The following is a 21523-nucleotide window of genomic DNA, read 5'->3' on the forward strand; positions in this document are numbered from 1 at the left end:
GCTTGCGTTGCCGAAACTTTCACTGCCAGTGCGTCTTGCCCTTCTGGTCGCGGGAACCACGCTGCCGTTGATTATTTTCGCGGCCGGCATCGTTTTCAACCAATACAAGCAGGACCGCCAGAACGCGACGCAACGGGTCCTTGAAACGGTTCGCAGCATACGCCTCGTGCTCGACTCGGAGATGCAGCGGATCACCGGCGCACTCCAGGTGCTATCGCTGACAAACGCAGTGCGCGACGGGGATTTCGAGGGTTTCCGCCGCATCTGCCAAGGCTTCCTCGACCAGTATGGCGAAGGCGGCGTCGTGCTGGTGGCGAACCGCGAAGGCCGCCAGGTGTTCTCTTCTCTCACGCCTGATACGGCCAACCTGCCATCACGCAACAACCTCCCGATGGTCGAGAGGGTGTTCGCGGAAAAGAAGCCGGTCTATTCCAACCTGTTCTTTGGGGCGGTCAAGAAACGCTTGATCGTAACGGTCGAAGTGCCCGTCATCGTAGATGGCGAAGTACTCTACGACATCTCCTTCAGTCCACCGATCGAGATTTTCCAGGCGATGGTCGAGCAGCAGCGACCGAGCAAGGATTGGACGATCTCTATCTTCGATGGCGAAGGTGTCAATTTCGCGCGCGTGCCGAATCCGCAGGAGACCATCGGCAAGCGTGCATCGCCCTCCCTTTATACGCAGATGTTCAACAATCCAGAAGCCACCCTGCCGACGGTGTCGCTTGAGGGCGTGCCGCTGATTACAAGCTTCGCCCGCTCCTCGCTCACCGGCTGGACCATTGCCGCCGGCATCGCCGAAAGCTCGCTGGTCGCGCCGCTGTGGCGCAACCTCGCAATCACCAGCGTAGTTGGCGCCGTGCTGCTGATGGTCGGGCTCGGCTTCGCGGTGCGGATGGCAACCCAGATCGCCCGCGGCGAGATGCTCCACAATCTTCTGATCGAGGAACTCAACCATCGCGTCAAGAATACGCTCGCGGTCCTGCAGTCGATCGCCACCCAGACCTTCCGCAGCGCGAGCCGGGCGGAGCGCGAGAAGTTCGAGGGAAGGCTCGGCGCGCTGGCGGAGGCGCATAACTTACTCAGCCAGGAGAAGTGGCAGGGCGCGGAGCTGCGGGAAGTGATTTCGCGGGTGCTGCAGCCCTACCTGCTCAACAATCCGGAGCGGGTGCGGATGTTCGGACCGCAGGTCCCGCTGCCGCCGCGGCTCGCCGTCGTGCTGTCGATGATCGTGCACGAGATCGCAACCAATGCCGCTAAATACGGCGCGCTATCGAACGACACCGGGACCGTCGCGGTGGACTGGGAGATCCTCGAAGGAAGCGACGGGCGCAAGTTGCGGTTGATCTGGACCGAGGCAGGCGGCCCACCCGTCACCGCACCGGTGCAGCGTGGCTTCGGCTCGCGGCTGATCGAGCGCAGCGCACGCGACCAGCTCGGCGGCGAAGCAACCGTCGACTTTCTGCCGCGCGGCGTTATCTACACGGTAAGCTGCGCGCTCGACAGGGAGGAATAGCTATTTAAGCATCTCCGGCACGATCAACCGTGGCAGGAACAACGAGACCTCGGGCCAGATGATCAGCGCGGCCAATACCAGCAGCATCGGTATCAGCATGATCAGCGTGTCTTTCAGCGCGTAGCGCAGCCGCACGCCGGCGATCGAGCAGGCGATCATCAGGCACAGGCCATAGGGCGGCGTCACCAGTCCGAACGCCAACGACACGATGGAGATGATCGCGAACTGAACGGGGTGCAGGTCGACCGACCTCGCCAAGGGCTCCAGCACGGTGCCGACAATCACGATCGCCGGAATGGCGTCGAGAAAGCAGCCTACGACCAGGAAGCAGAATGCAATGAAGAACCCGGCCGCGACCGCGCCCATGCCCCAGGTCGAAACGTTGGCCAGGAGCTCCTGCGGTATCTTATAGTAGGCCAACAGCCAGCCGAACGCGCTGGCGGTGCCGATGCAGAACAGCGCGACGCCTGCCAGGCGCCCGGTATCGAGCAGCGCCTTGTAGAGTTCGCGCGGGCCGGTTTCGCGGTAAAAGAACGCCGACAGCACCACGGAATAGAGCACGGCGACGCAGGCGGATTCGGTAGCGGTGAACCATCCGAGCAGGATGCCGCCGACGATGATGAACGGCGTCGTCAGCGCCGGTATCGATCGCCAGATGGCATAGCCGATGTCGGTCCAGCTCGATTTCGGGTAGGTCGGATAGCCGCGCCGCACCGCGTAGACATGCACCGTCGCCATCTGCGCGCCCGCGATCAACAGGCCGGGGACGATGCCGGCCAGATACATCGCTGCGATCGAGGTCGAGATCAGTCCGCCCCAAACGATCATCAGGATCGAGGGCGGGATGATGACGGCGAGCACCGCCGATACTGCCGTGATGGCGATCGAAAACGAGAGATCGTAGCCTTCCTTGGTCTGGGCATCGATGAAGATCTTGGACTGGCTCGCGGCGTCCGCGGTGGAAGAGCCGGAAATGCCGGCAAAGAACACCGACAGCACGACATTGATCTGCGCCAGCGAGCCCGGCCAATGCCCGACCATCGAACGCGACAACGCCACCAGGCGGTCGGTGATGCCGCCGATACCCATCAGGTTGGCGGTCAAGAGAAAGAAGGGCACGGCGAGCAGGATGAACGAGTTGTAGGCGTTGAAGGTCTCCTGCGTGAGCGACATCATCGACAGGCGGGGCTCGATCAGCAGGATCGGTACGCAGGCAAGACCGAGCGCAAACGCTACCGGCACGCGCACGATGAGCAGGCCAACGAAAACGCCGAACAGGACCAGTGCGGCCTCACCGGCGGAAAGTACATTACCACCGTTCATCGCTTCGCCCCGCCAGAATTTTCAATTCGTCGATGATCTGTTCGCCTGCGAAGACGATCCACGTCACACCCGCCACGGGCCATGCGACATGAATCATCCAGAGCGGTAGATCGGCCAGTTCCGACGTTCGGTTCCAGGCGAACCGCGTGAATTCCAGGCCAGCCCACACAAAGACCAGCGCCATCGCCAGCACGCCGAGACGCGCGACGATCCGCACCGCGGCTTCCGCCCGCCGCGACAGGGTGGGCCAGACGTCGACCTCGAAATGCTGCGCCTCCCTGATTCCGACCATGGCGCCGATCATGATGGTCCAGATGAACAGGAAACGCGCCATCTCCTCGGTCCAGATGTAGGACGGAATGAACGGCGTGTAGCGCGAGATGACCTGCAGGGTGACCGGAACGACCAGAATGCCGACACATGCGGCGAGCAGGATTTCCAATAATTTTGCATAGGCCGCCGTTGCGCGTCGCCATAGCGACGGGTTCGGCGGCATCGATATTTCAGTCATCGTGGCTCCGGGAGGTAACAATCACGGAATGGGGCAAGCCGCATGGCTTGCCCCATTCCTATCGTGCGGGCAGCGACAATTCTCAGGCGACGTTGATCTTCTCGAAGATGGCTTCGGCGCCGATTTCCTTAGCGTAGCCAGCCATCACGGGATCGGCGAGCTTCTTCATGGCGTCGCGCTCCTCGAACGGAACGCGCTTGAGCTTGCCCGCCTTTTCCAGCGTATCGAGCTTGACGACCTCCTCACTCGACTCGAGCTGACGGCCGTAGTCGCCGGCTTCCTTGCCCGCCTTCATGATCGCGTCCTGTAGGTCCTTCGGCAGGGTCTTCAGCGTCTTCACCGAGAAGCAGATCGGCCGGATCGATACCGCGTGCTGCGTCAGGCTGAGATGGGGCGCGACTTCGTAGAACTTCATCGCCTCGACGCCGGCGGCCTCGTTTTCGCCCGCCGAGATCACGCCGTTTTGGATGGCGTTGTAGACCTCGTTGTAGGCGATCACCGTCGGGCTCATGCCGACGGCTGCAAACGTCTTCGACCAGATCGGAGCGCCCTGCACCCGCACCTTGAGTCCCCTGAGATCGGCGAGGTTCCTGAGCGGCTTGTTGGCGAAGATGTTGCGAATGCCGCCGCCCGCATAGCCGATCAGGACGACCTCCGCCTTGGTCGCGATTTCGTCGGCCACAGGTGCCAGAATATTCTTTTCGACCACCTTATTCATGTGCTCGATGCCCTTGAACACAAAGGGTGCATCGATGAAGGGAGCCGACTTTGCGAATGTCGACATGTGGGCCGGCGATACGATGCCGTAATCGACCGCCTTGCCCTGCGACATGTACTCGAAATACTGCTTCTCGAGACCAAGCGACGAGTTCTTGTGCAGCGTGAAGTTGACCGGCTTGCCGTAGTACTTCTTCACCAGCTCTTCGAACCTGGTCAGCGCCTTGGTGAAGGCGTGATCGTCGTTGAACTGCACCGCCCCGTTGAGGGTAACGGGCGCCTGTGCCCTGACGATCGATGGCATACCCAGCACGCCGGCAGCAGCCGTCGCACCGAGCCCTGCAAGTACGGTTCTTCGTTTCATAGCTTCCTCCCCATTAACGCCCGTCCCTTGTTAGCGGGACTTTGGCCTGGCCGACGCGGCCACTACCGCAAAGCGTATGCAAATCGGTGCGGCTGTGGAAGCCAATTTAAGTAGTACCCCAGGCCAATAAGCCGCAGACGGCGAGGCCGATGATTGCAATCATTTTGGGCAATCCCGCCCCGGCTCCTCGGCCGAACCTGCGTCTCCCGGGCGCCAATAGCCGTAAGCGCCCGACACCGTTTCGCGGCATGCGCGCCGCTGCGCGACATCGATCCATCGGTGGGATGCCGGCACAGTACAACCGGCACGCCGCAAATATTGCGCGGTGTCGGATCCGGCCCGTCCGGCGGGCAAGGCGTTCCCGTTCGAACGACGCTGCGCCGGATCGATTTGCAGGATTCCGATAGCGCGGCGAGCACGCGGCTTGCTGCTATTTCCCAGCACACCTGGTCCGAACGCGGAGCTGAACTCTGCTGCATTTTATCAGGCATCAGTTTCCGCGGAAATTTTTAGCAACAACCGCCGATGCGCTGCGGGCGATTGCGCAATCGGCCCGGCAGCCCGTAGAAATCCGGTACTTGATCGCGACACAGTAAGCATGCCGGCCAAAATCTGTGACCATTGAACTCGCGGTGGTTGTGGTTTGTCGAATATTTTGCCAAATGTAGCGGGCGGGGTTTTGTCAATATGCCCCGGGCGCCAACAGCTTTAGGTAGTTGGCGGCGCCGGTATCAGGATGCTTCCAACACGCACAAGCGGTTGGCTACCATCCCGCAATCTCTCAGGAATGCCGTGGTTCCCTGTACCAACTCACGGACCGGACTGACTTTAACGCGGTACATATGGATGAATCCCTGACCTACTTTTGCCAGGGTTTCCCGATTGAAGGACGGTAAAACCAGAATGAACAGATCAGCAGCGAAAAAGATGAAACAGCGCAGCGCCGGCAAACCCGATATTGAATTGGGCAAGCGGATTCGCCTGCGGCGTGTGGAACAGAAAATCTCGCAAGCGGAGCTCGGCGATAAGCTCGGCGTCAGCTTCCAGCAGGTTCAGAAGTACGAGAAGGGCGTCAACCGTGTCGGCGCAGCTCGTCTTCAGCAAATCGCTACCGCGCTCGACGTGCCGGTGACGTTCTTCTACGACGGCGACGGCAAGGCGCGCGAAGTCGAGAGCCTGCTCTTCCTGGACAGCGCGTTCAGCCTGAGGCTGCTGCGCGCCTACAGCAAGATCAAGGACCAGACTGTACAGCGTCAGTTGGTGTCTTTGATGGAATCGATCGCCGCCCACGAGGGCTAGGCATTATCGCGCCTGGATCGCAGCACCGCGGACCCGATCATTCGCGCGAGAAATCGCCGGGTAGCCTGTTGCTGCGCTGGGCCAAAGCTTGAGCTGGCCGGGACTAGACTCGTACGACGCCATCGGGAATGGGGATGGCGGAGCCCAGACGCACCGCAGCGAAAAAGCCGACGCGGCAAGTTTCCGACGATCACCGCCGGTTTGACCATCAACAACGACTGCATCACCGTCACGCCGATATCCCGCCACACGCAATGCGCGTGAGCCCGATCCTGCCCTGACGGCCTCACCTACTATCCGGCGCCCTCTGCTGGTCACACGTGCAAAGGCGGCAATTGACCTCGGCGCGACGCTTGTCCGACAATGGATCAAGCCTCACGAGGGAAAGCCGCAACCGATGCTCGACATCGCCAAAACTGCCGAAATATCCCATGCCGACGGCAAGATCCTGCAAATCGTCAGCGATGGCGTCGGCGTCATCACGTTCAACAATCCCGACAAGCGCAATGCGGTGTCGCTCGAAATGTGGGAAGGTCTGGGCCACGCGTTGACCGAACTGCGGGACAATCCTGACGTGCATGTCGTGATCCTGGTCGGCGCCGGCGACAGGGCGTTCGTCTCGGGCGCCGATATCAGCCAGTTCGAAAAGACCCGCCATAATGCGGCGGCGTCGGAAGAGTATTCCAAGCGGAGCGAGGCGCAACGCGCGCTTCTGGCGAGCTATCCGAAACCGACGATTGCCTGCATCCGCGGCTTCTGCCTCGGCGGCGGCATGCAGGTTGCGATGCTCACGGACATCCGCATCGCCTCCGACAATAGCCAGTTCGGCATTCCAGCCGCCAAGCTCGGCATCGCCTATGGCTATGACGGGCTCAAGCACCTGGTCTCGCTGGTCGGCCCATCCTGGGCGCGGCTCATCATGTACACGGGCATGCGGATCGACGCTGCGGAAGCGTTGCGGATCGGGCTCGTCGACCGCGTGCTGCCGGATGAGGAGTTATGGGACGCCACCATGAAGATCGCGCGCACCATCTCCGGCAACGCGCCGCTCGCCATCAAGGCCGCCAAGATCACCATCGCCGAAGTGCTGAAGGACGAAAGCAAGCGCGACATGGATGCGATCAAGGCGATCGGCCGCGCCTGCATGGATTCGGAAGATTTCCGAGAGGGACGAACGGCTTTCATGGAAAAGCGCAAGCCGCAGTTCAAGGGGAAGTAGTTAGTGGTTCGCACAAGATGGGTTGAGCTCTTCGCGAAACCGTCGTCGCTGAGCCACGACGTATGATATCGCTGCGCTCCACTACCGCCCTGCAACTGCTCAGGCAGCGGGTTGTACCGAGCCAATGACAATCTTAGTGCTCGGCACAAACTCGTCTCGTAGGAGAGTTTGTTGGAGGGTCGTCTGAAAATCGCCGATAGCGCATTCCTTCTGATCGTAATTTGTGTCGTATCCCTCCGAGAGATAAATGCACACTCCAATTACACTTGGTTCATCGAAGATACGATTTACCCAGGAAATGACTTCATCAACTCTACTCTTGAGATGCTCGATACGCTCCTTCGGTGAGAAGCTGGACGAAGGAGGATAGAATAACTCGTCCGACGTGTTTGAGACCGGTGAACCAAGTGCAAGAAATGGCAAGCTACTAAGTTGAATGTTGTCGTGGCTTGAGCCGATGATATCAAAAACGATCTTCTGATTGATATTGGCGCCGAATTGGACGCAAAGTCGTCGCTTGGCAGCCGCTTCAATCAATCGAAATAGACGGGCATCGTATTCAAGATCAGCCCACGGCTCGTTGCCGCGGAATGAGATCTCACCACATAAAAAATGACTCATTGCAGATCGCCCTGGTGGGTTGCGTTGGTTAAATCCTTCGCGAAGCTCATCACCGCCGTCCGAGGTAGGATGGGTTTCGCTTCGCTCAACCCATCCTACAATGCCGCGATCACCGCCTTGGCAACGTCCGCCGTGCCGTTGTTGCCGCCGAACTCCATCGGCTTGATTCCGCCCGCATAGGCCTTGTCGACTGCACGCTCGACGCGCTCGCCGGCTTCGGCTGCGCTTTCAAGGCCGTGCTTCTCAGCGAGCCAGTCCAGCATCATCGCGGCCGACAAAATCATCGCGGTGGGATTGGCCTTGCCCTGCCCCATGATGTCGGGCGCGGTGCCGTGGCAGGGCTGGAACACGGCGTAGCGGTCGCCGATGTCGGCTGATGGCGCCATGCCGAGCCCACCGATCAGGCCGGCGGCGAGATCGGACAGAATGTCGCCGAACATGTTCTCCGTCACCATGACGTCGAAGTCCCAGGGCCGCTTCACCATCATCAGCGAGCAGGCGTCGACATAGAGCCGGTCAGCCTTGACGTCTGGATGGCGTTTTGCAGCTTCATCGAACATCTCGCGAAAGAACGCGAACGCCCTGAACACATTTGCCTTATCGACGCAGGTCAGGCCGCCATTCGTCTTCCCCCGCGCCTTGCGGCGTTCGGCGAGGCGGAACGAGAATTCGAACAGCCGCTCCGAGGTCTTGCGGGTGATGACCAGCGTCTCTCGCGCCTCGGTGTCCGTGACGACGCCCTTGCCCATCGAGGCGAACAGGCCCTCGGTCGATTCCCGGATCAGCACGAGGTCGATGCCGCGCTGGTCGGCGCCGACGATCGGGCTCGGCACGCCGGGGATCAGCCGCGCCGGGCGCACGCCGGCATAGAGATCGAAATGGAAGCGCAGTTCGATCTGCGGAGCGATCTCGGTGTTATCAGGGTAGCGTACCGACGGCAGGCCGCAGGCGCCGAGCAGGATAGCGTCCGCCTCTTCGCACAGCCGGACGGTACTGTCGGGCATCGACTTGCCGGTCGCGAGATAATTGTTGGCGCCCGCCGGCGCCTCGGTGAAGCGAAACTTCAGGTCGCTTGTCGTCTCGATCTTGCGCAGGACTTCCAGCGCCGGCGCCATTACTTCAGGGCCGATGCCATCGCCGCCGAGAACGGCGATATGGAGAGCGTTATTCGCGGACATGGGGGTTCCTTGAAGAGATTTGGGATTTTTCCTCGTCATTGCGAGCGAAGCGAAGCAATCCATCTCGCGGCATAGCGGACAGATGGATTGCTTCGTCGCTACGCTCCTCGCAATGACGGCGGCGACGGTGTAACCTACGGCGTCAGCACCGCGCGGCCAACCAGTTTGCCCTTCTGCAAATCGGCGAGCGCTTCGTTGGCCTTCGCGAGCGGCATCGTCGTCACCGGAATCGGCGCGATCATTTTGTTTCGAACGAGTTCGAGCAATTCCTTGGTCTCGCGCAGGTTACCGACATAGCTGCCCTGGATCGTGATCGCCTTGATCGGGATCAGCGGCAGTGCCCAGGGTGCGCCGCCGCCGAACAGGCCGACGATGACGAGCTTGCCGCCCTTGGTCAGGCAGTCGAAGCCGAGTTGCGTGGTGGCCGCATTACCGACGAGGTCGATCACGGCGCGAATGGGTTCGCCGGCCGTTCTCGCGAGCTGCTCCAGCGCGTCCGGCGCCTTGCCGTCGACGGTTGCAAGCGCACCGGCGGCCTCGGCCGCTTCGCGCTTGCGCGCATCGATGTCGACGACGATGGCGCCCTTGCCGCCCATCGCCTTCAACAGCGACAGCGCCATCAGGCCGAGCCCACCGGCGCCGAAGATGACGATCGGCGAGTTGAAGGCGAATTCGACCTTCTTCAGCGCGCTATAGGTGGTGACGCCGGAGCAGGCATACGGCGCCGCGGTAACGGGGTCGAGCCCTTTCAAGTTCAGAAGGTATTTCGGGTTCGGCACGGTCATGTAGTCGGCATAGCCGCCGTCGCAATACACGCCGAGCGAGTTCGGCTTGACGACGCACATGTTCTCATCGCCGCCGACGCAGGTCGGACATTTGCCGCAGCCAAGCCAGGGATAGACCAGCGCGACGTCGCCGACCTTGAGATCGCCTCTGTCGGCGGCGGTCACGTCCGGCCCGAACGCCACGATCTCGCCGACCGTCTCATGGCCCATCGTGCGCGGCAGCGACACGCCGCGGGCCTTCAGCGACAGCGGCTTGCGGCCGTGGCCGAGATCGTAACCGCCTTCCCAAATGTGGAGATCGCTATGGCAGACGCCGGCTGCCTTCACCTTGATCAGCACCTGCGTGCCCGTGGGCTGCGGCGTCTCCTGATCCACCTCTTTCAGCGGCGCATTGAACTCGGCGACCTGAAAACTCTTCATCGCTTCTCTCCCGTCATTCTTGTTCTTGAACCATTTCTCTTGTTCTTGAACCATTTCTTGGGCGCTAGACTTGAGAACGGAGATTGCCACGTCCGTCCCGTCGAGACAAACGCGGGCGCGCTCCCCGCGGTATTCAGATCAGCGGGTGATGGCAAGCCACGAACTGGCCCGGCGCCACAGCGCGCAGTTCCGGCATCTCGTCGCTGCATCGTTGATCCGCGCGGGGACAGCGGGTGCGAAACCGGCAGCCGGACGGCGGCGCGATCGGCGACGGAGGCTCCCCGACCGGCACGGTCTCGGCGGGGCGCACGTCCGGGTCGGGCATCGGAATCGCCTCGATCAGGAGCGCGGTATAGGGATGCGCCGGCCTGGCGAACAGCTGCTCGGAGGGACCGACCTCACAGAGCCGCCCCAGATACATCACCGCGACGCGGTCGCTCACGGCTTTCACCACCGCGAGATCGTGCGCAATGAACAGTAGCGTCAGCCCGAACCGGGCCTTCATCTCCTCGAGCAGATTGAGGATCTGGGCGCGTATCGATACATCGAGCGCGGAGACCGGCTCATCGCACACGACGAACTCGGGATTGAGAATGAGCGCGCGTGCAATGCAGATGCGCTGGCACTGGCCGCCGGAAAATTCATGCGGCAGCCGCCCCACGACCAGGGCCGGATCAAGCCCGACCGCGCTCAGCACTTCATGGACGAGCTGCTTGCGCTTCTCCGGATCCTTGACGCCCGCAATCACCAGCGGCTCGGCGACGATGTCGCCGATCTTGCGGCGCGGATTGAGCGATGAGATCGGATCCTGGAAGATCAACTGCACACGACGGCGCGTCCGCCGCAGAGCCTCGCCGTGCATCGTCGTGAGATCGTGGCCGTCGAACAGCACGCGCCCGGCGGTTGGGCGGCGCAGTTGCAGAACGGCGCGGCCGAGCGTCGATTTCCCGCACCCGGATTCGCCGACCAGACCCAGCGTTTCGCCGCGGGCGATCTGCAAGGAGACCCCGGACACGGCATGAACGATCCTGGAACCGACGGGATATTCGACAACGAGATTGTCGACCTCGAGCAACGCGTCCGACGAAATCGATGGAGCGGATTGCGGCATCATACGTTGGCATCCGCATGGGCTTCGATCGGGTGGAAGCAGGCGAACTGATGGGCCTTCGTCTCTGCCGCCTCGAGCGCCGGTTTCTCGTTCTGGCAGCGGGCCACTGCATAGCGGCAGCGCGGCGAGAACGAGCACCCCTTCAGCGGCCGCGTCGGATCCGGGGGACGTCCCGATATCGCCGGCAGCGGCGTATGCGGCGCGGCATCGAGTTTGGGAAGCGCCGCCAGCAGCGCTTCGGTATAGGGCATCCGCATCTTCTTGAACAAGGCAGGCGTCGGCGCGCGCTCGACCACGCGGCCGGCATACATCACCGCAACGTCGTCGGTACGGCCGGCGACGACGCCAAGATCGTGGGTGATGATGATCATCGCCATGTGGCGGCGGCGCTGCTCCCTCGCCAGGAGATCAAGGATCTGCGCCTGGATCGTGACGTCGAGCGCGGTGGTCGGTTCATCAGCGATCAGGAGTTTTGGTTCGCACGACAGCGCGATCGCGATCGCCACCCGCTGGCGCATTCCACCGGAAAGCTGGTGCGGGTACTGCGCCAGCCGCTGCTCGGGTGCAGGAATACCGACCGCCGCGAGCAGTTCGACGCTACGTCTGGCGGCGGCGGCGTCGTCCAGTTCGAGGTGCTCCTGCAATGTCTCGATCAACTGCGTGCCGATCGTGAGCACCGGGTTGAGCGATGTCATTGGATCCTGGAACACGACCGCCAACGACCGACCGCGCAGCTTGCGCAGTTTCTCCGGCGGAAGCTGCAGCAGGTCCTGTCCGTCGAACATCACCCGGCCGGAGAGCTTTGCCTTCTTGGGCAGCAATTGCAGGACCGCCCGCGACAGCATGGTCTTGCCACAGCCGGATTCGCCAACGATACCGAGCGTGCGCCCGGCGCCGACAGTGAGGTCGACGTGATCCACCGCGCGCAGATTGCCGCGCGGCGTCGGCAGATCGACAACAACGTCTTCGACAGAGAGCAGAATCTTCCCAGTCACAGCGCGCCCTGCCGCGGATCGGTCAGCGCGCGCAAAGTGTCGCCGACCAGATTGAAGGAAAGCACGGTGAGAAACATCGCGGCTGCCGGCAAGAAGGCGAGCCGCGGGGCCACGTCGAGGCTCTCGCGCCCCTCCCCGATCATGCTGCCCCAGCTCGAGATCGGCGGCGGCACGCCGAGGCCGAGGAATGACAACGAGCCCTCGACGACGATGGTGATGGCAACGCCGAGCAGGAAGAAGGCAAACAGCGGCAGGATCACGTTCGGCAACAGTTCGCGCAACAGGATGCGCGCATGCGTGGCACCCAGTGCCTGCGCCGCTATAACGAATTCACGCCGTGACAACGTCAGCGTCGCAGCGCGCGCCACCCTCATGAAGGCGGGAACGCCAAGGAAGCCGAGAATGAGAGTGAGATTGAGAATCGACTGGCCGAGATACGCCGTTACGGCCAGCGCCAGGATAAGCGGCGGAAAGGCCAGCAGCACGTCCATGCTGCCGACAACGATCGATTCGAACCGACCGCGGAAATAGCCCGCGAGCATGCCGAGCGCGCCGCCGATGGTGAGCCCGATTACAGGCGCGCAGAGACCGACCACGAGCGAAATCCGCGCGCCATAGATCAGGCGCGAAAGTTCGTCGCGGCCGAGCCCGTCGGTGCCGAGCCAATGCTCCGCCGAGAACGGGGCCCGCCGTTCCAGCATGTCCATGTCGGTCGGGCTCGGCAGCGGCAGGGCGGGCGCAAAGACTGCCATCGCGAAAACGAAAGTCATCCAGCCGATCGCCGCCCAGAACAGCATGCCAAGCCGCCGGCCCTTAGGCGCAGGCTGGGTTACAGCCACGTCGGCAATATCGAGTTCAAGCGTGGCCATGGCGAATCCTGGGATCGAGAACCGCGTAGAGCATGTCGACGATGAAGTTCATGATGACGAAGCCCGCCCCGACCAACAGCACCACCCCTTGCAGAATGATCAGGTCGCGCGTCAGAATCGCGCCGATCAGCAGCCGGCCAATGCCCGGAAGCGCAAAGATCGTCTCGACGATAACAGCGCCGCCGATCAACCGGCCGATATTGATGCCGGTGATCGTGACCAGAGTCAGCGACGATGGTTTGAGGGCATGCACGAAGAGGATTCGCGCCGGCGGCAGGCCTTTTGCCTTGGCGAGCGCGATATAGTCTTCCTGCAAGGTCGCAATCATGTCGGAACGGAGCACGCGCATGATGCTCGGCCATTCCGCCAGTGCCAGCGTCAGCGACGGTAAAATGAAGAAGCGCAGGTTGGCGAGCGGGTCTTCGCCAAACGGCACATAGCCGGTGGCCGGCAGCCAGCGCAGTTCGACCGCGAAGAAATAGATCAACAGGATCGCCGACAGGAAGGTCGGCACCGACAGCATGCCGAAAGCAGTGCCGGTCATGAAGCGGTCGAACGGTCCACCGCTCCGCGCCGCGCAGATGATCGCCAGGGGAACGCCGATTCCGAGCGCGCCGAGTTGCGCCAACAACATCAGTTCGATCGAGACCGGCAGCCGCTCGGTCACCGCCTGTAGCACGGTTTGCCCGGTGCGGAACGACCGGCCGAAATCGCCATGCAGGATGTTGCCGAGCCAGCCGAGGTAACGGATCCAGACCGGCTGATCGAGCCCCATGTCCTTGCGAAGGGCGGCGACGTTCTCCGGCGTCGCCTGGTCGCCGAGGATCGTATAGGCGAGATCGCCCGGCAACAGCGACGCGATGAAGAACGTCAACAGCGATACGGCGATCAGGACCGGTATCAGGTACAGAAGCCTACGCGCCACGAAGAGCAGCATGGAAGATCATTCCAGCCAGGTGTTGGATACGTCGATCACCCCGCTGTACATTTTTGGCAAGCCCTTGAGCTTCGCGCTCGACAGCGCGTAATAGGTGTTCTGGAAAGTCCAGAACCAGATCGCTTCCTTGTTGATAATACGGCTGATCGCGCAATAGTCCTCGATGCGCTTGTTCACATCGGCCGTGGTCCGCGCGCGCTCGAGCAGATTATCGAGTTCGGGATTGGAATAGTTGGCGAGCGCAACCGGGCTGCCGGTACGGAAGTTGGCATACATCTGAATGTCAGGATCGGCGAGATCGATGATTCGCCATGGCGTCAGTTGAAATTGACGCATGAAGGCACGAGGCGGGATCGTGGCTTGGTCAACCTGCTCTATCTCCATGTTGGCGCCGGCCCGCTTCCAGAACTGTTGCAGCACCTGGCCAACGGTACGCCCCCGGGGCGTCGCCGTGACGAGCATCTTGAATTCGACGGGCTTGCCATAGTCCTTGATCAGCGCCTTGGCCTTCTCAAGGTCTTCGGGAAGCGCACCATCGTCCTTGCATTTGACCCAGGAGCCGTCGCCGTAGGGGTTGCTGGCAGGCCTTGCGAGACCATTGGTAATTGCCTGCGACATCTTCTTGCGGTCAAGCGCCATGACCAGCGCCTGGCGGACACGCACATCGTCGAACGGCGCGACCTTAGTATTGAAGGCGTAGACCTGCGCGCCGGACCCGACATAGGTGTGCACGGTCAGCTTCGGATCCTTCTGCGCCTTCATGATGTTGTCGGCGTCGTATTCGTCGTCCCAGATGATATCGGCCTCGCCGGATTGCAGACTGGCAAACCGCGATTGCGCGTCCGGCAGTGGCTTCAACGTGATGCGGTCGAGATAGGGACGGCCCTTGTTCCAATAGTCGGGATTTTTCTCAAGCACCATGCGGTCGCCCGCGCTCCATGACTTCAGGATATAAGGTCCGGTGCCGACGGGGTTGCGGTTGTAGTCATCGCCCTTGGTCTTCCACGCGGTTGGCGACTGCACCGAATTGTTGGCGCTAGGAAAGCTCACAAGTGCCGGCATGTTCACCTGTGGGTCGTTCAGATTGTAGACCACCGTCAGCTCGTCGGGTGCCTGCACGTTGTTGACGTAGGCGATGTAAAAGGCACAGCGACACTTGTTGGCAGGATCTTTCTGCCGATCGAAATTTTCCTTGACTGCTTGGGCGTTGAAGGGTGTGCCGTCGTGGAATTTGACGCCAGGTCGCAGCTTGAAGGTCCAAGTCTTGAAGTCCGCGGAAGGAGTCCAGGACAGCGCAAGTTTCGGTTGCACACCGCCCTTATCGTCCAGAGTTGTTAGCGTGTCGAAAATCGCCGCCGCTGCAGTTCCGGCCGAGGTATCGAACACACCGACTTTCAGAGGATCGAAACCGGGGATATCGAGCTCAAGGCCGAAGGTGATGCTGCCGCCCGCTTTCTGCGCGCTGGCCGGCATTGCTGACAATGCCACGCCAAATCCCGCCACAAGAAATATTCGCGCAAGCGCGCTCGAACGGGTCGCCGCTTCCATGGATGTTCCCTCCGATATGTCGTTCGTCCGGTATTCCGGATCGTCGATGGCTCGCGGAGATTGTCCGGAAACGCCGTCGCGGGCAAGGGCGTTTGCAAGCCGCGGATGAAAAGCCGCAGCATCGCCACCCTTGCGTCGCGACGCCCGCCGTCAGGCGCGCTCAGCCAACTGCGCCTTGCCAGCGAAGGATGCGATCTCGTCCTCCGACAGGCCGGTCTCCTTCAGGTAGGCACGCGTGTGCTCGCCGAGCGTCGACATGCGCTTGGCCGCCGACACATTGGCGCCCGACATGCGGAACGGTAAATTGAGGACCTTGAAGGTGCCGCCACCGTCCTCCACCTCGGCCAATGCGCCGCGATGGGCAATCTGCGGATCGCGCAACGCTTCGGCTACCGTGCGATAAGCCGAGGACGGCACGCCATGCGCATTGAGCGCGGTGAGGCACTGCGCGGTCGTCACGGTGCGCGACCACGCTTCCACGCCTTCCATCAGGCTCGTCCAGTTCTCCCTCCGATCAGAATATTTGGCAAAGCGCGGATCGCTCACCCACTCGGGATGACCAATCACCTGCATCAGGCTTTGGAAGGTTTTCTCGCTGGCGATTGCCATCATCACATAGCCGTCCGTCGTCTCGATCGGGCCGAACATCGGCCGCTGCGTCGGCTTCACCTCGAATTGCGACCATTGCAGTTCGTTCAGCGTCAGGCTCAGCATAGATTCCAGCATCGAGACGTCGATGTGCTGGCCCTGCCCGGTTGTTGTGCGCTGATACAGCGCCGCCGAGATCGCACCGAATGCGTAGACGCCTGTCAACACATCGGCATGATAGATGCCGCAATAGTCCGGCCGGCTTCGTCCCGGCTGGTAGGCAAGATGCGCCATCTCATAGCCTGATGCCGCGTGAATCACCGGCGCATAGGCCGGCAGCTCCGCTGACGGCCCGGTCTGGCCATATCCCGAGATGGAGCAATAGACCAGTTTGGGGTTGAGGCCGTACAGGGAGGCATAGTCGAGCTTCAATCGCCGCATCACGCCGGGGCGAAAATTCTCGACCAGCACGTCAGCAGTCGCGGTCAGTCGGCGAACGGCTTCGACGCCCCTGGGCGATTTCAGATCGAGCACTAGGCTGTTCTTGCCGACATTGAGCTGGCCGAAAGCGGTCGAACAATTATTGCGAACCGGGGGACGGGTCCGCATCGTCTCGCCTTCCTCGGTTTCAATCTTGATGACCTCCGCCCCCATATCGGCTAGCATGCGCGTGCAGTGAGGCCCGGCAATCGTGGTTGAGAAATCGAGGACGCGTAGGCCTGCGAAGCTGCCTGTCACATTCCTCTGCTCGTTACCGGCTATCGTCATTGTCGTGTAGCTCCTTGGGCCTGACGGCAGTTGTTGTTGGTGTTGCTAGCGCGGCGTGACCCTAAAGGGCACCGCCGCGGCAGGAAAGTCTTTCGCATTAGGAACCGATAGCGAGGGCCCGGCATTATCGCCAGTAGACTAGACCTTAAGACTAAACTGGACCCTTTCTTGCATTTCCCCTCATCAGAGGCTGGTAGAGGGCATTCCTTTGAGAGTCTTATTCATCACTACGGAAATGGATGATTTCGTCCGGGTGGGCGGGCTCGCTGCCGTGTCCGCCGCCCTGCCCCGGGCGCTTCGCCGACGAAGCGACGTCAGGGTCATGCTGCCCGGCTATCGGGACGTCGTCGAGCAACTCACTCACGTTGATATTGTTGGACAATGTGACGCGCTGGCGGAGATGCCGGCCTGCTCGGTCGGGCGGGCCGCGACCAAGGACGGCCTGCCGGTGTACGTCCTGCTCTGCCCGCAGTTGTATGACCGGCCCGGCAACCCCTATGGCGATGAATCCGGCCGCGACTGGCCCGACAACGACATCCGCTTCGGGCGGTTTGCATCCGCTGCCGCCGAACTTGCCTTGGGCAAGGTGGACAAGAATTGGGCAGCGGACCTGGTTCACGCCAATGACTGGCAGGCTGCATTGACGCCGGCCTACCTGGCCTGGAAGGACGCAAAAGTCCCTTCGATCCTGACCATCCATAACCTCGCCTATCAGGGACTGTTTCCCCCGGACTCGCTGCGCCGCATCGGGGCGCCCGAAAGCTCCTTCCACATCGACGGGCTCGAATTCTACGATCACGTGTCGTTCCTGAAAGGCGGCCTCGTCTACGCCTCGCATCTGACTACCGTCAGCGCCACCTACGCAAAGGAGATCACGACGCGCGAGCTCGGCTGCGGGCTCGAAGGCCTGCTGAAGCGCCGCTCGGACGCCGACCAACTGACCGGCATCCTGAACGGTATTGATGAAAGCTGGGATCCGCGCGCCTGCGCACAATTGGCGCAGACTTTCGGCGCCGGCGATTGGGAGGGTAAGCAGGCGAACGCGAACTATGTCCGCAGGCAGTTTGGCCTGGCGGTATCACGGGGGCCGATTTTTGCGCTTGTCGCCCGCCTCGTCCACCAGAAGGGCGTCGACCTCGTATTGTCAGCCGCCGATAAAATCATCGATGCCGGCGGCCAGATCGTGGTGACCGGCAGCGGCGAGCCCCAAATCGAGAAGGCGCTGGTCGAGGCACATCTGCGCCGGCCGGACGCGATCGGTGTCGTCATCGGCTTCAATGATGGACAGGCGCGGCGGATGTTTGCCGGCAGCGACTTCACGCTGATGCCGTCGCGGTTCGAGCCGTGCGGGCTGAGCCAGATGTATGCGCAGCGGTTCGGATCGCTGCCGATCGGCCACCAGACCGGCGGGCTGGCGGAGACCATCAAGGACGGCGAAACCGGATTCCTGTTTTCGAAGCCGTCGCCGGAGTCGTTTCTCGGCGGCGTGCGGCGGGCGTTCGAAGCCTTCCGCGCCAAGGACCGGCTCGACACGATGCGACGCAACGCAATGGCACGATCGTTTAGCTGGGACCTTTCAGCCGCCTGCTACAACGCGCTCTACCGCAAGACAGTCGCGCCTTCCATCGCGGCGTAATCCGATCTACTCCGCCGCTTCCGGCATCACCTCCGTCTGCTCGTGGAGAATGACGCCGGATAGCGGATCAAATTCGCCGACCCAGGGCTTCTTCTCGAGCACTGCTTTGGTGTGGCGGTAACCGGCATCCCAGCGCTGCATGATTCCGGATGGACTGAAATCGATATCCTTGGTGTGGTCCTCCCGGCTGAGCTGCGGGGCGAGCAGCCGCACCACATGCATCCGGGTCGGACAGCCATAACCCGTCAGCTCCCTCACCGCGTCGCTGTTGCGCTCGGCCTCCGGCAGACGCGCGGCGAGCTGGTTGATGACGTGTCGCAGCCGATGCGCCTGCTGCTGTCGCGCGATGTGGCTGGCGATCCGGCTAGAATACTGCACGTCCTTGTGCCGGTTCAGCACCTCCGCCATCGTGGTCGGCTCGGCTCCAGACGGATTCCAAAGATGCACGGCGAAGACCAGCGAGTTCTTGCGCGGATTATCGTCGAAGACGGCTTCCGTCGGCGTGTTCGACAATATGCCACCGTCCCAGTAAAGCTCGCCATCGATGGGGACCGCCGGGAATGCCGGCGGCAGCGCGCCCGACGCCATGATGTGCCTGACGCCAAGTTCGCAGTCCCGGCTATCGAAATAGCGCATCTGGCTGGTGCGGACATGGGCGGCGCCGACCGTCAGGCGTGGCGAGCATTGATTGACCAGCTTGAAATTGACCAGCTCGCTTAAGGTTCGCTCCAGCGGCGCGGTCGAGTAATAGCCGGCATTGTCAGCGCCGAGCGGATAGGAATCGCCGGCATGGGCCAACGGGTTGGGCCGAAAGAACCCGGGAATGCCGTTGGTCACGGTCGACCAATAAGAAAGCTTTTCGTTGAAACCAGGAAAGATGTCGCGAAAGGTCCAGACCGGATTCTGCTCCATCTTCTTCCAGAACGCGCGAAGGCGCGACAATCGGTTCTGCGGCGCGCTGCCGGCGATCAGGCTCGCGTTGATCGCACCAATCGAGGTGCCGATGATCCAGTCCGGCTCGATCCCGGCCTCATGTAGCGCCTGGTAGACGCCGGCCTGATAGGAGCCCAGCGCGCCGCCGCCCTGCAGCACCAACACGATCTGACCCGGCTCGGACCTCGCGAGCGATCGCAAGTTCGGCGAAGAACCGATATCCCGAACGTCCTTCATGTCACGCTCCCTCGAAAGATTCGTTGCGCTAGTGCGCGGTCCAGCCGCCATCGACCGGCAGCGCGACGCCAGTGATCGATGCCGCCGCGTCGCTGGCGAGAAACACCGTCAGCGCGCCGAGTTCTTCGACAGTGGCAAAACGCTTGTTCGGTTGCTGCGCCAGCAGCACGTCGTGGATGACCTGCTCGCGGGAAATGCCGTGCGCCTTGGCCTGGCCGTCGATCTGCGCCTCGACCAGCGGCGTGTAGACGTAACCCGGGCAAATCGCGTTGCAGGTGATGCCGTCTTCCGCGGTCTCCAGCGCAGCTACCTTGGTCAGGCCGACGATGCCGTGCTTGGCCGCGACATAGGCCGCCTTGAACGGCGAAGCGACCAGGCCGTGCGCCGAGGCGATGTTGATGATCCGCCCGAACCTGTTCTGCCGCATCGCGGGCAATGCCAGCCGCATGGTGTGAAATGCCGATGACAAATTGATCGACAGGATCGCGTCCCACTTCTCGATCGGAAACTGATCGAGCGGCGCGACGTGTTGAATGCCGGCATTGTTGACCAGAATATCGAGCCGGCCGTGACTGGCGACCGTGTTAGCGATCATCTCGGCGATTGCTTCCCGGCTGGTCATATCGGCCGGGGAATAGCTGACGTCGACGCCGAAATCGGCGATAAGCTGATCGCGTGTCTTGGCTATCTCGGCCGCGAGGCCGAAACCGTTCAGCACCACGGCCGAGCCGGCTTCGGCCAACGCGCGGGCGATCCCGAGCCCGATACCGCTGGTCGAGCCCGTGACCAGCGACGCCTTGCCTGTCAGCGGCCGCAAGGCCGAAGCGCCCTGTGTCTTGAGCTGAATATTCATGGGCCGCCCTTTCGCGTGACTGGTCAGCATCGTAACGAGACTATTTCCGCCGCAATCTGCACGCCGGGCACGGCTTCAAGGAAATGCTCTTTGGCTTCCAAAACCATACGCCCGTGCTATGGCGGTTTGGGTAGTCATCGAGGGGCGCGATCGGGTAGCTTTCCTGCACGACAGACCGGGGCACGGCCATGGAGATGCATCAGGTTCGCTACTTCCTTGCGGTCGCGCGCGTGCTCAACTTCACGCGCGCCGCCGACGAGTGCAACGTCACGCAGCCGTCGCTGACGCGGGCGATCAAGCAACTCGAAGCCGAACTCGGCGGCGATCTCTTTCGCCGCGAGCGTCCAGCCGCGCAATTGACCGAACTCGGCCAGCGCATGCATCCGCTGCTCAAGCAGTGCTATGAGGCGGCTACCGGCGCGCGCGAACTTGCCTCATCCTTCAAGAGCGGCGAAGTCGGCGCGCTCCGGATCGCACTGACCCATTCGGTCGATCTGTCGCTGTTGATTCCACATCTCGATCAGATCAAGCGGATGTTCAATCGTCTGGAGTTTCGCTTTTTGCGCGGCAACGCCCGCGAAGTCGCGGAATATCTCAAGAAGGGCGAAGCCGAACTCGGCATTGCCGCCGAAATCAGCGAAGAGTGGGACCGGCTCGACACTTGGCCGCTGTTTACCGAAAACTTTCAGCTCGTCGTCAACCGGAAGCATCCGCTGGCAGACCGCGATAAACTCGACTTCAGCGATCTTCGCGCCGAACAATTACTGTCGCGGAACTACTGCGAACATGCGGCGCGGCTGAACTCTTCGCTTCGCGAACACGGCCTCGACGTCGATCGCAGCCACGAGATCGCATCCGAGCGCGATCTGATCGAACTGTTGGAGGCCGATATCGGCGTCGCCGTGGTGCCCGATACAGCGTCTATCCCGCCGACGCTAAAGCGCGCCAGCGTCGAAGGGCTGGATGCCCGGCGAACGGTGAACCTTTACGGCGTGGCCGGACGTGAACGGACTGTGGTGGCATCCGCCGCCATGCGGATGCTGCGCGGCGCCAATTGGCAGCAATTCATCGGCAGGAATGGAACTCCGTAAGAGC

At 61.9% G+C, this 21523-nt stretch carries 19 protein-coding genes; 5 read left to right on the forward strand and 14 right to left on the reverse strand.

Translation table 11 applies throughout. The annotated features are described in order from the left end of the window. Positions 1-7: 7 nt before the first annotated feature. Positions 8-1516: a sensor histidine kinase gene (locus RX328_RS34070; RefSeq protein WP_213249618.1), complete on the forward strand. Its 1509-nt coding sequence runs from the start codon at positions 8-10 to the stop codon at positions 1514-1516. Here the strand turns inward: RX328_RS34070 and RX328_RS34075 are convergent, their stop codons facing one another. The 3 genes from RX328_RS34075 to RX328_RS34085 all read right to left on the reverse strand — a co-directional run bounded on the left by RX328_RS34075 (position 1517) and on the right by RX328_RS34085 (position 4431). After that, entirely contained in the window at positions 1517-2839 is a 1323-nt protein-coding gene (locus RX328_RS34075; RefSeq protein WP_213249616.1) for a TRAP transporter large permease, read from the reverse strand. It abuts the gene before it with no gap. Continuing rightward, entirely contained in the window at positions 2826-3350 is a 525-nt protein-coding gene (locus RX328_RS34080) for a TRAP transporter small permease (RefSeq protein ID WP_213249614.1), read from the reverse strand. Before RX328_RS34080 ends, RX328_RS34075 begins: the two co-directional genes overlap by 14 nt. Positions 3351-3432: 82 nt before the next feature. Next, complete coding sequence (locus RX328_RS34085) at positions 3433-4431, reverse strand: TRAP transporter substrate-binding protein (RefSeq protein WP_213249612.1); 999 nt, start codon at positions 4429-4431, stop codon at positions 3433-3435. A 903-nt stretch (positions 4432-5334) separates the two neighbouring features. Here RX328_RS34085 and RX328_RS34090 point away from each other — a divergent pair. Next, positions 5335-5730 carry a helix-turn-helix domain-containing protein gene (locus RX328_RS34090; RefSeq protein ID WP_213249670.1) on the forward strand — a complete coding sequence of 132 codons (396 nt, stop codon included), beginning with the start codon at positions 5335-5337 and terminating at the stop codon, positions 5728-5730. 397 nt (positions 5731-6127) lie between these two features. Continuing rightward, the gene (locus tag RX328_RS34095) at positions 6128-6949 is read left to right on the forward strand and encodes an enoyl-CoA hydratase (protein ID WP_213249610.1); all 822 of its coding nucleotides are present in this window, start codon (positions 6128-6130) and stop codon (positions 6947-6949) included. A gap of 99 nt (positions 6950-7048) precedes the next feature. On the opposite strand, the gene RX328_RS34100 is transcribed toward RX328_RS34095, so the two are convergent. The 9 genes from RX328_RS34100 to RX328_RS34140 form a co-directional block, all read right to left on the reverse strand. Next, complete coding sequence (locus RX328_RS34100) at positions 7049-7570, reverse strand: hypothetical protein (RefSeq protein ID WP_213249608.1); 522 nt, start codon at positions 7568-7570, stop codon at positions 7049-7051. A 95-nt stretch (positions 7571-7665) separates the two neighbouring features. Next, entirely contained in the window at positions 7666-8748 is a 1083-nt protein-coding gene (locus RX328_RS34105; protein WP_213249606.1) for an isocitrate/isopropylmalate dehydrogenase family protein, read from the reverse strand. A gap of 134 nt (positions 8749-8882) precedes the next feature. After that, on the reverse strand, positions 8883-9953 hold the full coding sequence (locus RX328_RS34110) for an alcohol dehydrogenase (RefSeq protein ID WP_213249604.1): 1071 nt from the start codon (positions 9951-9953) through the stop codon (positions 8883-8885). Between the two features lie 133 nt (positions 9954-10086). Next, positions 10087-11067 (reverse strand): ABC transporter ATP-binding protein, encoded by a 981-nt coding sequence (locus RX328_RS34115; RefSeq protein WP_213249602.1) that lies wholly within the window; start codon positions 11065-11067, stop codon positions 10087-10089. Next, on the reverse strand, positions 11064-12059 hold the full coding sequence (locus tag RX328_RS34120) for an ABC transporter ATP-binding protein (protein ID WP_213249600.1): 996 nt from the start codon (positions 12057-12059) through the stop codon (positions 11064-11066). Before RX328_RS34120 ends, RX328_RS34115 begins: the two co-directional genes overlap by 4 nt. After that, positions 12056-12928, reverse strand: coding sequence for an ABC transporter permease (locus RX328_RS34125; RefSeq protein ID WP_213249598.1), 873 nt, complete (start codon positions 12926-12928; stop codon positions 12056-12058). The genes RX328_RS34120 and RX328_RS34125 overlap by 4 nt, the downstream gene beginning before the upstream one ends. Continuing rightward, positions 12915-13865, reverse strand: a complete 951-nt coding sequence (locus RX328_RS34130; protein WP_213249597.1) for an ABC transporter permease — start codon at positions 13863-13865, stop codon at positions 12915-12917. The genes RX328_RS34125 and RX328_RS34130 overlap by 14 nt, the downstream gene beginning before the upstream one ends. A gap of 6 nt (positions 13866-13871) precedes the next feature. After that, complete coding sequence (locus tag RX328_RS34135; RefSeq protein WP_213249595.1) at positions 13872-15413, reverse strand: ABC transporter substrate-binding protein; 1542 nt, start codon at positions 15411-15413, stop codon at positions 13872-13874. A 150-nt stretch (positions 15414-15563) separates the two neighbouring features. Next, complete coding sequence (locus RX328_RS34140) at positions 15564-16769, reverse strand: CaiB/BaiF CoA transferase family protein (protein ID WP_213249593.1); 1206 nt, start codon at positions 16767-16769, stop codon at positions 15564-15566. Between the two features lie 235 nt (positions 16770-17004). Here RX328_RS34140 and glgA point away from each other — a divergent pair, with 235 nt between their 5' ends. Beyond that, the gene (glgA, locus tag RX328_RS34145; protein ID WP_249726224.1) at positions 17005-18405 is read left to right on the forward strand and encodes a glycogen synthase GlgA; all 1401 of its coding nucleotides are present in this window, start codon (positions 17005-17007) and stop codon (positions 18403-18405) included. Between the two features lie 6 nt (positions 18406-18411). On the opposite strand, the gene RX328_RS34150 is transcribed toward glgA, so the two are convergent. Together RX328_RS34150 and RX328_RS34155 are read right to left on the reverse strand one after the other, a co-directional pair. Beyond that, complete coding sequence (locus RX328_RS34150) at positions 18412-19575, reverse strand: patatin-like phospholipase family protein (RefSeq protein WP_213249589.1); 1164 nt, start codon at positions 19573-19575, stop codon at positions 18412-18414. A gap of 28 nt (positions 19576-19603) precedes the next feature. Continuing rightward, positions 19604-20428, reverse strand: a complete 825-nt coding sequence (locus RX328_RS34155; RefSeq protein ID WP_213249587.1) for a 3-hydroxybutyrate dehydrogenase — start codon at positions 20426-20428, stop codon at positions 19604-19606. Positions 20429-20616: 188 nt separating this feature from the next. Here RX328_RS34155 and RX328_RS34160 point away from each other — a divergent pair, with 188 nt between their 5' ends. Continuing rightward, positions 20617-21519 carry a LysR family transcriptional regulator gene (locus RX328_RS34160; RefSeq protein ID WP_213249585.1) on the forward strand — a complete coding sequence of 301 codons (903 nt, stop codon included), beginning with the start codon at positions 20617-20619 and terminating at the stop codon, positions 21517-21519. Positions 21520-21523 lie beyond the last annotated feature (4 nt).

This window comes from Bradyrhizobium sp. sBnM-33, from assembly GCF_032917945.1.
Taxonomy (GTDB): domain Bacteria; phylum Pseudomonadota; class Alphaproteobacteria; order Rhizobiales; family Xanthobacteraceae; genus Bradyrhizobium.